Here is an 11,997-nt window from a genome sequence, read left to right as displayed (position 1 = left end):
CGCCTCCGCGAATCCGCGGCCTCCGGCCGAAAGACGCACGCGTGTGTCCTCGCCCAACCTGCCAACCCCAGTTCGGGAGACACGCCTAGGCACTGCTTCGGAGGTCGCTCGCCAGTCGTTCCAGCGGCCGGTAAGTGCCGTCGAACTCGATCTCGCGCCCGTCGCGCAGGCCGATCGTGCACAACGCGACGTAGGCGACGGGGAAGAAGTTCACCCAGTGCTCGACGCCCTTGTAGCGCACTTCGTGGACTTCGGCCCAAGTGATCGCGTGCGGGATCTTGCGTCCGTAGACCTCCGCGAAGCCGCCGGTGAAGACGTAGACGCCACCGGCGAGGCGTTTCCTCGTGAAGTGGCACCACGGGAGGAACAGCGGCGGCCACAGGAACAGCACTACGGCCAGCGCTCCGGTCAGGTCGCCTTCGCGGATCCCGAGCGCCAGAGCGCCCGCTAGCGGCGCGAAGGCGAAGAAGGTGCCGACGAGCCCTGGCCTGCGGCGATAGCGACGGAGGCATTCGCCGAGGCCGTGTTCCGCGGCTTTCGCCTGGAGGTGGGCTGGGATCGGGAGCACGGCGGAACGCTAACCGCCACCGCTTGGTACCGGTCCCGAAGCGGGGCGCCGATGCCATGAACGGTCCGTTACTTGCAAGATTTGCAAGTAACGGACCGTTCATGGCACGTCCCGAGGGGCTACTTGCCCTGGAAGTTCGGCTTGCGCTTCCCCACGAAGGCCTCGACAGCCTCTGTGTGGTCGGAGGTCGCGCCCAACGCGGACTGCGCGGCGTCCTCGGCGTCCAGTGCCTCTTCGAGTGAGGACTCGGCGGCGACGGACAGGACGTTCTTGATCTTCGCGTAGGCGACCGTCGGGCCGGCCGCGAGCTTCGCGGCGACCTTCTGCGCGCGGCCCGCCAGTTCCTCGTCCGAGACGACCTCGCTGACGAGCCCGAGCGTCAGCGCTTCGGCCGCGTCGACAGTGCGGGCCAGCAGCATCAGTTCGGCCGCGCGGCCGAGGCCGATCAGCCGCTGCAGCGTCCACGACGCGCCCGAGTCCGGGCCGAGGCCGACGTTCGCGAACGCCATCAGGAAGTTCGCCGACGTCGTCGCGATCCGGAGGTCGCTCGCGTAGGCGAAGGCGGCGCCCGCGCCCGCCGCGGGGCCGTTCACCGCGGCGATGACCGGCTTCGGCATCCCCACGATGGCCTTGACGATCGGGTTGTAATGCTCCTTGACGGTGTGTAGCGGAGCCGGGTCACCCGCCTGTAGCAGTCCGACATGCTCCTTCAAATCCTGCCCGGCGCAGAACGCCTTGCCGGAGCCGGTCAGCACGACGGCCCGGACGCTTTCGTCGGCCGCGGCCTCCCGCAACCCCGCCAGCAGCAGTTCCTTGAGTTCGACGGTCAGCGAGTTGTACGCCTGCGGCCGGTTCAGCGTGAAAGTGCGCACGCCATCGGCGTCGGCGGTCAGCAGAACGTCGGATGTGGTCACGGGATCTCCTAGTCGGCGAAACTGCGGTCTGAGTGGAGTCTTTCAGCCTCGCGAGCCGCATACCAGCACCGATACGACGGCAAAAGATCGGTCCGCGTTCGCGCCCGGCCGCTGATGAGGGACAATGGACAGTAGACCCGGCTGGCTTTGACGAGCGCGACCCGGGCGCGCCGGTTGAGACGGAGGGAGCACGCTATGGCGGCCATGAAGCCCCGGACCGGAGATGGTCCCCTCGAAGTGACTAAGGAGGGGCGGGGCCTCGTGATGCGCGTACCACTCGAGGGTGGTGGGCGCCTCGTCGTCGAACTCTCCGCGGAAGAAGCGAAGGATCTCGGCGCGGCCTTGCAGGAGGTCACCGGCTGAGCCGGACCGCACCAACGTTCAACCACCCGCACCCCGGTCTCCGTTCGGAGGCCGGGGTCGCGGTTCATCTGTGCCCGGAGGTCGCTCACTGTGCGTAACCCGCTACCCCCCGTTCCGGGGAAGCTGCTCGAAATCGAGGTCTCGGACGACCTGCGGCGCGGCACACCGCTGGCCACGCTGATCGCGGCGCCGTCCGAAGAGGACGGTGACACCGGACTCGAGGAGATCGGCGGCGTGCGGCCGACCGGCAAGGCCGGCGACGTGCAGACCGTGCCGACAGGGGGCACCCGCTGGCTCGCGGGCGTCGGCGACGGTGAACCGCGTCAGTACCGCAAAGCCGGTGCCGCGCTGATCCGCGCCGTCTCGTCGGCACTGGACGAGGACGTGAAGGCGGGTCAGAAGGCGTTCCGCGCCTTCGCCGTCGAACTGCCCGAGGACGCGGGCGCCGAGCACGTCGAGGAACTGGCGTTCGGTCTGTTGCTGGGTGGCTACCGGTTCACGGTGACGGCCGAGGAGCCGAGGCCGAGCCTGCGGACCGTGCGCCTCCTGACCCGCTACGAGCGCGCCGTGCCCGCGTACGAGAAGGCACTGGAGCGGGTTCGCGAACTCGCCGCGGCCGCCTCGTTCGCCCGCGACCTGGCGAACGCGCCTTCGAACATCAAGACCCCCGCCTGGCTCGCCGACACCGCAGCGCGCGTCGCCGGCGGCATCCCGAACCTGACCGTCTCGGTCCGGGACGAGAAGTGGCTGGCGGAGCAGGGCTTCGGCGGCGTCCTGGCCGTCGGTGGCGGTTCGTCCGCGCCGCCGAGGCTGATCGAGCTGGAGTACCGGCCGCGCGGGGCGGCGACGCATCTGCTGCTGGTCGGCAAGGGCATCACCTTCGACACCGGCGGCCTTTCGATCAAACCGGCCGACGGCATGCACCTCATGCGCACCGACATGGCTGGCGGTGCGGCGATCATCGCCGCGGTCCGTGCGATCGCCGCACTCGGCCTGCCGGTCAAGGTGACCGGGCTGGTGCCCGCCGCCGAGAACCACGTGTCCGGTTCGTCGTACCGGCCAGGCGACATCGTCCGCCACTACGGCGGCAAGACGACCGAGGTGGGCAACACCGACGCCGAAGGCCGCATGGTCCTCGCCGACGCGCTCGTCTACGGCATCAGGAAGCACAAACCGGACGCCGTGATCGACGCGGCGACGCTGACCGGCGCCATGAAGGTCTCGCTCGGCGTCCGGACCGGCGGCGTTTTCGCCACCGACGACGCGCTCGCGGAGCGGGTCACGAAGGCGGGCGAGCGGGTCGGCGAGGCGTGGTGGCGGATGCCGCTGCTGGAGGACCTGGCCGAGACCGTGCAGGGTTCGCTCGGCGACGTCCGGCAGGCGCCCGGTGGTCCCGGCGGCATCGTCGCGGCGCTGTTCCTGCGGGAGTTCGTCGGCGACGTGCCGTGGGCGCACCTCGACATCGCCGGCCCCGCGCGGGCCGACAAGACCTACGCCGACGTCGTGCCGGGAGCCACCGGTTTCGCCGCGCGGACGCTGGTCGAACTGGTCGCTTCCTACGTCTGACCAGCGGGGCGGTAGCAAGGGACCTTTGCTACCGCCTGTCCCGAGGTTCGGATCTCGAGTACAGGAAGCGTGGTGGGCTTCACGGACCTATGTCGCCTCACACCCGCTCGGCGCGGATCTGCTCCCGGAACCGCAGGACCGCCGGTGGCAGGACGACGTCCTTGCGCCACGCCAGCCCGATGGTCCGCCCGACCGGCGGCACGAGCGGGACTTCGGCGACGCCCGCCGGGCTGCCGGGTTCGAACCGGGGGAGCAGCGCCACCCCGAGCCCGGCCGCGACGAGTCCTCGGACGGTGTCGGACTCCTGGCCCTCGAAGGCGATCTTCGGGTCGAAGCCGGCCTCGGCGCACAAATCGTCGGTGATGGTGCGGAGGCCGTAGCCGGTCTCGAGGAGCACGAATTCCTCGTCCTTGAGGTCTTCGATGGCGGCGTTCGGCCGGTCGGCGAGGTGGTGCGATGTCGGGACGGACAGGAAGATCTCCTGTTCGGCGAGCACGGCGGTGTCGAGCAGCGGGTCTCCGACGGGCGCGGGTGCGAGCAGCGCGAGGTCGAGTTCGCCGCTGGTCAGCCTGTCGACCATGTCCTGACGTGAGCCTTGGACCAGCGTGAAGCGCATGTGCGGATGCTCCGCGCGGTAGCCGCGGAGCAGGGTGGGGACCAGCGACCGGCCGAGCAGGTGCAGGAAGCCGAGGACGATGTGCCCGGATTCGGGGTCGACCTCTTCGCGGGCTTGGCGGACTCCGGTGTCGACGGCGGCGAGGGCGCGTTCGGCGGCGTCGGCCAGCAGTTCGGCTGCCCGGGTGAGGCGGATGCCGCGGCCGTCGGGGACGGTCAACGGGGCGCCGAGGGCTTCGCCGAGCGCGGCGATCCGGCGGCTCACCGTCGGCTGCGGGACACCGAGGAGTTCGGCCGCGCGTGTGACGTTCGTCGTGCGGCGCAGTGCGGAGAGCAGCGCGAGCTGGGGGGCTAGCTGGGCGGTCATCCTTTCATTCAGCACAGCATCGATTGTCGCAGATGAACGTATTAGACGTATCGTTTAGCCAGGCTTAGCTTCGAGACCGTGCCTGCCCACCGGAACCACCGCCGCGTGACGATCGCCGTCGCCGCGGCCGGGATCTCCTCGTTCGCCCTGCTCTACGCGCCGCAGCCGGTGCTGCCGCAGCTGGCCGAGCAGTACCACCTCGACCCGGGCGGCGCCTCGCTCGCGGTGAGTGTCGCGACCGGCGCGCTCGCGATCGCCGTGCTGCCGATCGCGGCGCTCTCCGAGGTCGTGGGACGGCGCCCGGTGATCATCGCTTCGGTGGTCTCGGCGGTCGTGTTCGGTTTCCTGCTGCCGCTGGCGCCCAGCTATCCGGCGCTGCTCGTGCTGCGGGCGTTGCAGGGCGTCGCCATCGCGGGGTTCCCCGGAGTGGCCGCGGCCTACCTCGCGGAACGGCTCGGCAAGGCCGGGCTCGCGGCGGCGGTGGGCGCGATGATCGCCGGGAACACCGTCGGCGGCATGGTCGGCAGGCTCGCGGCCGGGTTCACCGCCGGTCCGTTCGGCTACCACGGTGCGCTGCTCGTCGTCGCGGTGATGGGGCTGGTCTGCGCGGTGGTCACGGTGCTGACCCTGCCGCCGGGGGAGCAAGGGACCTTTGCTACCACTTCGGCGGATCGTCGCAGTTCAGAGGGGCTGCGTGAACAGGGGCGGGCGGTCCTCGCGGGCCTCGGCGCCGCCGTTCGGAAGCCGATCCTCCTGGTTCAGTACGCGGTCGCGCTGCTGGCGATGGGCTCGTTCGTCGCGCTGTACAACGCCGCCGGATTCCGCCTGACCGGCGAGCCGCTGGACCTCTCGCCCGCGATCGCGTCGCTGGTCTTCCTCGCCTACGCGATGGGCTCGGTCTCGTCGGCGACCGCGGGCAAACTCGTCGGCCGGTTCGGACGTCGCCGATCGCTCTCCGGCGCGTTGCTGCTCACGATCGCCGGGGCCGCGCTGACGCTGCCCGATTCGCTTCCGCTGGTCATCGTCGGGTTCGTCGTGCTGACGGGCGCGTTCTTCGCCGCCCACGCCGTCGCCAACGGCTGGGCCGCCGCGGAGGCGCCCGAGAACGCCCGGGGCCAGGTGGGCGGGCTGTACACGCTTTCGTACTACCTCGGCAGCAGTATCGGCGGCGCCGTCGGTGCGACCGTCTACGGGCACGCGGGCTGGACCTGGCTGATCGCGCTCACCGCCGCCTGGCTCGCCCTCGCGGCGGCGGCAGTGGCCGTGCCAACGCGGCCGAAGGGGACTTTCCCTGCGTCGCATGCAGGGAAAGCGTCCTTCACCGCGTCAGATGCGGGGAAAGTCCCCATCAGCTCCCGGCGATAGCAAAGGTCCCTTGCTACGCGATGGCGGCGACCAGCAGCCCGCCGCCGACGGGCAACAGGGCCGGGACCAGCCGTTCGTCCTCGCGGAAGGCCCGCGCGACCTCGCGCAGCGCGAGGGTGTCCGGATCGCGCCGTGAGGGATCGGTCACCCTGGCCCCCGAGACGTTGTGAAACGCCAGTATCCCGCCGGGCCGGAGCAGCGCGACGGCCTTCTCGTAGCAACTCGGGTACTCGATCGGCGCCGAATCGACGAACACCAGATCGTAGCCACCGGGGGTGAGCCGGGGCAGGACGTCGAGCGCGCGGCCCATGATCAGCCGGGTCCGTCCCGGCGGATAACCCGCCTCCCGGAACGCCGACCTCGCCGCCCGGTGGTACTCGGGTTCGATGTCGATCGAGGTCAGGATCCCGTCGTCGACCATGCCCCTGAGCAGGCACAACCCGCTCACGCCCGCTCCGGTCCCGACCTCGACGACGGCCTTCGCGCGCAGCGTCGTGGCCAGGAAACGCAGCGTCGCGCCGGCGCCCGCGCTCAGCGGACCGCACCCCAGATCGGCCGACCGCGCCCGCGCCGTGGCCAGTACCTCGTCGTCGGGGAGGTACCCGTCGACGAGGTCGGCGTCGGCGGCCGCGGCCGGCGAGCCCGCATGCGTCCCGGAATTCACACGCGGAGGTTAGCGCTGCCTGTGGACAAAACAGCGAAGACTCCCTGCTACCGAACTTCTCAGCCTCCTCTCAGTCCAGTCTCACTAGAAACATAAGCAGGCCGGAGAGACTGGGTCTCGACAACGGGAACACCGTGCACATCGCCCGCGTTGGGTGGAGTAGTTAGGGAGAAGACGCTGATGGAGGTGCCTACTTCCCCGATGCAGGAAACGATGCAGGATCAGCACGTGGACCAGGTCACACCGGTGACCGTGGACGAGGCCGCGTGGACGCCGCCGTCTTGGGACGAGGTCGTGCGCGAACACGCCGACCGCGTGTACCGGCTGGCGTACCGTCTGACCGGTAACGCCCACGACGCCGAGGACCTGACGCAGGAGACCTTCATCCGGGTCTTCCGCTCCCTCGCGTCCTACAAGCCCGGCACCTTCGAAGGCTGGCTGCACCGCATCACCACGAACCTCTTCCTCGACATGGCCCGCCGCCGCTCACGCGTGCGGATGGAAGGCCTGCCCGAGGACACCGACCGCATCGTCGGTGACGACCCGAGCCCCGAGCAGGTCTACTCGGACACCCATCTCGACCCGGACCTGCAGGCCGCGCTCGACGAGTTGCCGCCCGAGTTCCGTGCCGCGGTCGTGCTGTGCGACGTCGAAGGCCTCTCGTACGAGGAGATCGGCGCCACCCTCGGTGTCAAGCTCGGCACCGTGCGCAGCCGGATACACCGCGGTCGCCAGGCGCTGCGCGCTTCTTTGGAGCGTCGTCGCGCCGCGGCGCAGGAGTCTGCGAAGGTGGGGGTATGACCGCACCGCGAGGCTGGGGACTCCCCGAGTCGCATCTGCTTCCGGACGCCATCGTCGCCTTCGTGGACGGCGAGCTGAGTCTCGGCGCCCAGGACAGGGCATCGGCGCATATCGCCCATTGCCAGTCGTGCGCGGCCGAGGTCGCGGCGCAACGGCAGGCCGTCACCGCCGTGAAGCAGGCGGGCGCCCCGTCGATGTCGGCGGGTTTCCTGGCCAGCCTGTGCTCCATCCCGCAGAACACCGAACTCCCCGGCGCGCCGGACAACCTGGCGATGACCGCCGACGGTCAGCTGGTGGCCATCCAGCGACCCGACAGGGTCGCCGGCCTTCGAGACACCGGAGTGCTGGGCGGGACAGCCCCGTTGGGCTCATCGGCGCCACTGGGTCAGTCCCCGAATGTTTTGGGTGGTGGAAAGTTCGGACTCGCCCGGCGGAAGTACGCGCAGGGCGCCGGCGTCGTCGTTTCGGGTCTAGTGCTGAGCGCCCTGGCCCTGGTCGCGACCTCGGGTGAGGGCGTGGATGACCAGCCGAGCCCCGCTCTCGTACCCCCGCAGGGTGTCAACGCCGGTCTGCTGCCCGCGCAGCTGGGCGGCGGTGCCAAGCCGGAACCGCCGCGCAGCCCCACGCCGAGCCCGAGCACGTCGACCGCGCCCATGCCCGTGTCGGCTCGCTGATTTGCTTCGTCAGGGTTTGACGAAGCAGATCGTCGCGCTCTTGAAGTTCGAAGTCCCGTAGCTGGCGTAGGAAATGACCTCCGCCGTGCCCTCGGCGCACGGGCTGTTCACCACGCTCATCCGCGGGAAGACCTCGCTGATCCGCAGCCGCGCCGAGCCGCAGTCCTTCAGCGGCGGCGGGGTCTTGGTCTCGATGTCGTCGAAACACAACCCGATCTTGGCGTTGATCGCCAGGCACAAGGCGACGCCGTCCCCGCGCACCGGCCTCGGGACGGTGTACTGGTAGAAGCCTTCCTTGCAGTTCCACTCGCCTTTGTCGACACCGGTGAGGCTCACCGCGTAGGGCGCTTGCGGGGAATCACACGGCGTCTTGACCGCGTCGGCCTCCTTGCCGGAGCCGGTCAGCACGACACAGTCACCCTCGGTCAGGCTCTTCGCCTGCTTCTCCGGCCCGGTGGCCGCCTTCATCACCAAGATCAGGCCGATCCCGCCGCCGACCAAGACGAGCGCGCCGACGAGCAGCAGGACTTTCAGTCTCGTGGACAGGCCCTTCTTCTTGGGTGGTTGCAGCGGCCACCCCTGCCGCTCGTTCCATTGCTGCTGTTGGTGCCAATGCTGCTGAGGCGGGAACTGTCCCCCGTGATTCGCTGACATGGTCGTTAGACTGCCAGAAGTGAGACATGGTTGCCTCAAGTGTCACAGTTCTTGTCGTTCCGGGGAAATCAACGCGCACTTCACCGTGGTCACGGCAGAATCGGGAGGGCAAGGCTTGGCGTACTCTCGCGTCCGGCCAACCTGATCTCAGCCCCGGGGAATGATGACCGAGCAGCCGAACGCGAATCCGCAGCAGCCTGGTGACCCGGCGGGGGATCGGCTGGCGCCGCGCCCGCTGGCCCGGCCCGCCGTCGATCCCGCTCAAGCGGCCACGTTCGGCAGGCCGCGTGGCGTCGACGGCGCCTTCGACAAGCTGTACCAGCCGGGCGCGAACGGGCAGGCCACGCCGGGTATGAACCTGGCACCGCCGACCCCGGAATCGCTCGCCGAGGCCTTCCGCCGCCCGCCGGGTGCCGAAGGTGTCGTGCTGGAGCGGCCGCACGGGAGCACCGGGCCCGAACCGTCCGAGAACGGCGCGGAAGGTCCGCTCTGGACCACGACTTCGGACCCGTGGCGCGACCCCTCGTCCGGCGCGGTGCTCGCCGGGCCCGCCGTGCAGGCGGAATCAGAACAGGAAAAGGGCGTGAAGCGCCCGCAAGGCGCGCTGCTGAGTCTCCCGGAAGTCCTCTTCGGGCGGCGCGTGCAGACGAAGGCGCTGGCGATGCTCGCCGCCGTCGCACTGGTCGTCGGCGCCGCGGGCGGGCTGATCGGCTGGTGGTTCGCCGACACCGGCACCGAACTGACCGGGCAGGCCAGCATCTCCGAGGCCGACGCGGCCAAGGAGCGTCCGGCGGGCTCGATCGCCGACATCGCCCACCGGGTGGCGCCCGCCGTCGTCTCGCTCGAGGTGTTCAAGCCCGGCGCCGACGCCGGGCAGCAGGGTTCCGGCGTCGTCATCGACCCCCAGGGCTACGTACTCACGAACGAACACGTGATCTCGGCGGCGACGGCCGATTCGGCCACCAAGGTCACGGCCGTGTTCTTCGACGGCAGGCGCGTCGAGGCGAAGGTCGTCGGCTCCGACGCCAAGACCGACCTGGCCGTGGTCAAGGTCAACGTGCAGAACCTGACCGCGCTGCAGGTCGGGAAGTCGTCCGACCTGGCCGTCGGCGACTCGGTGATCGCCGTAGGTTCGCCGCTGGCGCTGCAGAACTCGGTCACCGCCGGCATCGTGAGCGCGCTCAACCGTCCGGTGACCGCGGGCGGCGACGGCGGCAGCGCGCCGGTGATCTACGAGGCCATCCAGACCGACGCCGCGATCAACCACGGCAACTCGGGCGGCGCGCTCGTCGACGCGACCGGTGCGCTGGTCGGGATCAATTCGGCGATCCGCTCCTCCAGCGCCGAGGGCGGCAGCATCGGCATCGGGTTCGCCATCCCGAGCGACTACGCGGTGAAGATCGCGAAAACACTGATCAAGGACGGAAAGGTCGTCCACCCCGACATCGGCATCAACGCTTCGTCGACCGTCGCGGGCTCCAGCACCATGGGCGCGCAGGTCCGCAATGTCGCCCCTGGCGGCCCGGCCGCGTCGGCCGGGATCAAGGAAGGCGACGTGATCACCGAGGTCGGCGGACGGCTCGTGCGGGACTCGGCGGAACTGCTCGTCGCGGTCCGCGCACGCGAAGTCGGCGAGATGGTCCCTGTCCGGCTCGTCCGGGATGGGTCTTCGCTCGTGGTGGACGTGAAACTGGCCTCGGACTAGCCAGTCCAGCCGGGTACCCTGAACGGGGAAGACGCCGAGGCGGAGGTTCACACGGGTGTTCGAAAGTGTCGGCTGGGGCGAGATCCTCATCATCATCGTCGCGGGTCTGTTCATTCTCGGTCCGGAGCGGCTCCCTGAAGCCGCGTCATGGGCGGCGAAGAGCATCCGCAAGGTCCGCGATTTCGCGACCGGTGCCAAGACGCAACTGCGCGAGGAGATGGGCCCGGAGTTCGATCAGCTGCGCAAGCCGCTGGAGGACCTGCGAGGCCTCCGTAACTTCGACCCGAAGCGGGTCGTCACCCAGCATCTGTTCGACGGTGACTCGGATCCGCTGGGGCTCAAGGACGTCAACGGCACCAATGGCGCCACGAACGGCGCGAACGGTACGGCCAAGCCCAACGGCTACCCGGCGGCGACCGCCGCGCAGCCCGAGCCGTTGAAGCCGGGCGAGCGCCCTCCAGTCGACCCCGACGCCACCTGATCCCCCGCGTTTAGTCCTCTGGTTGCGGTCCTTGCACGCGCAACTACCGCAACCAGTCCTCTATTTGCGTGGCGCAAGGCCCGCAAGTAGAGGACTAATTGCGAAAAGGCAAGTCAGCGCCCCGCGGGGGTCACGTTCAGCATCATCCCGGCCAGCCCGCGCGCCCGGACGGTCAGCTTCTTCGCCGCCTCCTTGAGCACGAGCGACGCCGGCGCGTCCGGCTCCGCCAGCACGATCGGCGTGCCCGCGTCGCCGAGGGAGACCACGCGCGGGTCCATTGGGATCTGCCCGAGCAGCGGCACGGTCGAGCCGACCGACTTCGACAGCGAGTCGGCCACGGACTGTCCGCCACCCGACCCGAAGATCTCCATCCGGCCGCCGTCGGGCGTTTCCAGCCACGACATGTTCTCGATGACCCCGGCGACCCGCTGCCGCGTCTGCAACGCGATCGCGCCCGCGCGCTCGGCCACTTCTGCGGCCGCCTGCTGCGGGGTGGTCACGACCAGGATCTCCGCGTTCGGGATCAGCTGCGCCACCGAGATCGCGATGTCGCCGGTACCCGGCGGCAGGTCCAGCAGCAGGATGTCGAGGTCGCCCCAGAACACATCCGCGAGGAACTGCTGGAGCGCGCGGTGCAGCATCGGCCCGCGCCACACCACGGGTGTGTTGCCCGGGGTGAACATGCCGATCGAGATGACCTTCACACCGTGCGCCTGCGGCGGCATGATCATGGTGTCGACCTTGGTCGGCTTCTCCCGCGCGCCGAGCATCCGCGGCACCGAGTGCCCGTAGATGTCCGCGTCGACCACGCCGACGGAAAGCCCGCGTTCGGCCATCGCCGCCGCGAGGTTCACCGTCACCGAGGACTTGCCGACCCCGCCCTTGCCGGACGCGACACAGTAGACCCGCGTCAGCGAACCCGGTTGAGCGAACGGGATCACCGGTTCCGCGGCATCACCGCGCAGCGATTTTCGCAGTTCCGTGCGTTGCTCGTCGTTCATCACGTCGAGCTCGACCCGGACGTCGCTGACGCCGGGGAGCTTCGCGACGGCGTCGGTCGTGTCCTTGGTCAGCGTCGCCTTCAACGGGCAGCCGGCGACCGTCAGGTAGATCCCGACGGTGACCACACCGTCCGAGCCCACCTCCACGCCCTTGACCATGCCGAGGTCGGTGATCGGTTTCTTGATCTCCGGGTCGTACACGGCCTTCAGCGCGGTGCGGACATCGTCGACGCTGGGGAGTTGCTGCGTACTGGTCACA

General features: G+C 69.7%; 13 protein-coding genes. 7 read left to right on the top strand and 6 right to left on the bottom strand.

What is annotated here, in order from left to right; genetic code table 11:
• Positions 1-85: 85 nt before the first annotated feature.
• Complete coding sequence (locus tag ACM6LU_RS00810) at positions 86-568, bottom strand: hypothetical protein (protein WP_414935631.1); 483 nt, start codon at positions 566-568, stop codon at positions 86-88.
• A 119-nt stretch (positions 569-687) separates the two neighbouring features.
• Positions 688-1,482: an enoyl-CoA hydratase-related protein gene (locus ACM6LU_RS00805; RefSeq protein ID WP_414935630.1), complete on the bottom strand. Its 795-nt coding sequence runs from the start codon at positions 1,480-1,482 to the stop codon at positions 688-690.
• A gap of 195 nt (positions 1,483-1,677) precedes the next feature.
• Between ACM6LU_RS00805 and ACM6LU_RS00800 the strand changes: the two genes are divergently transcribed.
• Complete coding sequence (locus tag ACM6LU_RS00800) at positions 1,678-1,845, top strand: DUF3117 domain-containing protein (protein ID WP_005155393.1); 168 nt, start codon at positions 1,678-1,680, stop codon at positions 1,843-1,845.
• 90 nt (positions 1,846-1,935) lie between these two features.
• Positions 1,936-3,411 (top strand): leucyl aminopeptidase family protein, encoded by a 1,476-nt coding sequence (locus ACM6LU_RS00795; RefSeq protein WP_414935629.1) that lies wholly within the window; start codon positions 1,936-1,938, stop codon positions 3,409-3,411.
• A 97-nt stretch (positions 3,412-3,508) separates the two neighbouring features.
• Here the strand turns inward: ACM6LU_RS00795 and ACM6LU_RS00790 are convergent, their stop codons facing one another.
• Complete coding sequence (locus ACM6LU_RS00790; protein WP_414935628.1) at positions 3,509-4,393, bottom strand: LysR family transcriptional regulator; 885 nt, start codon at positions 4,391-4,393, stop codon at positions 3,509-3,511.
• Positions 4,394-4,498: 105 nt separating this feature from the next.
• On the opposite strand from ACM6LU_RS00790, the gene ACM6LU_RS00785 reads away from it, so the two are divergent.
• Positions 4,499-5,758, top strand: coding sequence for an MFS transporter (locus ACM6LU_RS00785; protein ID WP_414937045.1), 1,260 nt, complete (start codon positions 4,499-4,501; stop codon positions 5,756-5,758).
• Between the two features lie 13 nt (positions 5,759-5,771).
• On the opposite strand, the gene ACM6LU_RS00780 is transcribed toward ACM6LU_RS00785, so the two are convergent.
• Positions 5,772-6,422 (bottom strand): O-methyltransferase, encoded by a 651-nt coding sequence (locus ACM6LU_RS00780; RefSeq protein WP_414935627.1) that lies wholly within the window; start codon positions 6,420-6,422, stop codon positions 5,772-5,774.
• Positions 6,423-6,602: 180 nt separating this feature from the next.
• Between ACM6LU_RS00780 and sigE the strand changes: the two genes are divergently transcribed.
• Both sigE and ACM6LU_RS00770 read left to right on the top strand, forming a co-directional pair.
• Entirely contained in the window at positions 6,603-7,223 is a 621-nt protein-coding gene (gene sigE / locus ACM6LU_RS00775; protein ID WP_414935626.1) for an RNA polymerase sigma factor SigE, read from the top strand.
• Positions 7,220-7,897: an anti-sigma factor family protein gene (locus ACM6LU_RS00770; RefSeq protein WP_414935625.1), complete on the top strand. Its 678-nt coding sequence runs from the start codon at positions 7,220-7,222 to the stop codon at positions 7,895-7,897. The genes sigE and ACM6LU_RS00770 overlap by 4 nt, the downstream gene beginning before the upstream one ends.
• A gap of 9 nt (positions 7,898-7,906) precedes the next feature.
• Here ACM6LU_RS00770 and ACM6LU_RS00765 read toward each other — a convergent pair whose 3' ends face one another.
• Positions 7,907-8,551 carry a hypothetical protein gene (locus ACM6LU_RS00765; RefSeq protein ID WP_414935624.1) on the bottom strand — a complete coding sequence of 215 codons (645 nt, stop codon included), beginning with the start codon at positions 8,549-8,551 and terminating at the stop codon, positions 7,907-7,909.
• Between the two features lie 163 nt (positions 8,552-8,714).
• Here ACM6LU_RS00765 and ACM6LU_RS00760 point away from each other — a divergent pair, with 163 nt between their 5' ends.
• Positions 8,715-10,256 carry a S1C family serine protease gene (locus tag ACM6LU_RS00760; RefSeq protein WP_414935623.1) on the top strand — a complete coding sequence of 514 codons (1,542 nt, stop codon included), beginning with the start codon at positions 8,715-8,717 and terminating at the stop codon, positions 10,254-10,256.
• A 55-nt stretch (positions 10,257-10,311) separates the two neighbouring features.
• The gene (gene tatB, locus ACM6LU_RS00755) at positions 10,312-10,737 is read left to right on the top strand and encodes a Sec-independent protein translocase protein TatB (RefSeq protein ID WP_414935622.1); all 426 of its coding nucleotides are present in this window, start codon (positions 10,312-10,314) and stop codon (positions 10,735-10,737) included.
• Between the two features lie 113 nt (positions 10,738-10,850).
• On the opposite strand, the gene ACM6LU_RS00750 is transcribed toward tatB, so the two are convergent.
• Complete coding sequence (locus ACM6LU_RS00750) at positions 10,851-11,996, bottom strand: Mrp/NBP35 family ATP-binding protein (protein ID WP_414935621.1); 1,146 nt, start codon at positions 11,994-11,996, stop codon at positions 10,851-10,853.
• Position 11,997: the final 1 nt, after the last annotated feature.

Origin of the sequence: Amycolatopsis sp. cmx-11-51, from assembly GCF_047608665.1 — a bacterium.
Classification (GTDB): domain Bacteria; phylum Actinomycetota; class Actinomycetes; order Mycobacteriales; family Pseudonocardiaceae; genus Amycolatopsis.
The sequence above is the reverse complement of the archived record's forward strand: the minus strand, read 5'-3'. Positions and strand labels throughout refer to the sequence as shown.

Excerpts from the sequence above, each read along its gene's own strand:
- ACM6LU_RS00800 (WP_005155393.1), top strand. The coding sequence starts at position 1,678 with ATGGCGGCCATGAAGCCCCGGACCGGAGATGGTCCCCTCGAAGTGACT.
- ACM6LU_RS00760 (WP_414935623.1), top strand. The coding sequence starts at position 8,715 with ATGACCGAGCAGCCGAACGCGAATCCGCAGCAGCCTGGTGACCCGGCG.
- ACM6LU_RS00770 (WP_414935625.1), top strand. The coding sequence starts at position 7,220 with ATGACCGCACCGCGAGGCTGGGGACTCCCCGAGTCGCATCTGCTTCCG.
- ACM6LU_RS00765 (WP_414935624.1), bottom strand. The coding sequence starts at position 8,551 with ATGTCAGCGAATCACGGGGGACAGTTCCCGCCTCAGCAGCATTGGCAC.
- ACM6LU_RS00790 (WP_414935628.1), bottom strand. The coding sequence starts at position 4,393 with ATGACCGCCCAGCTAGCCCCCCAGCTCGCGCTGCTCTCCGCACTGCGC.
- sigE (WP_414935626.1), top strand. The coding sequence starts at position 6,603 with ATGGAGGTGCCTACTTCCCCGATGCAGGAAACGATGCAGGATCAGCAC.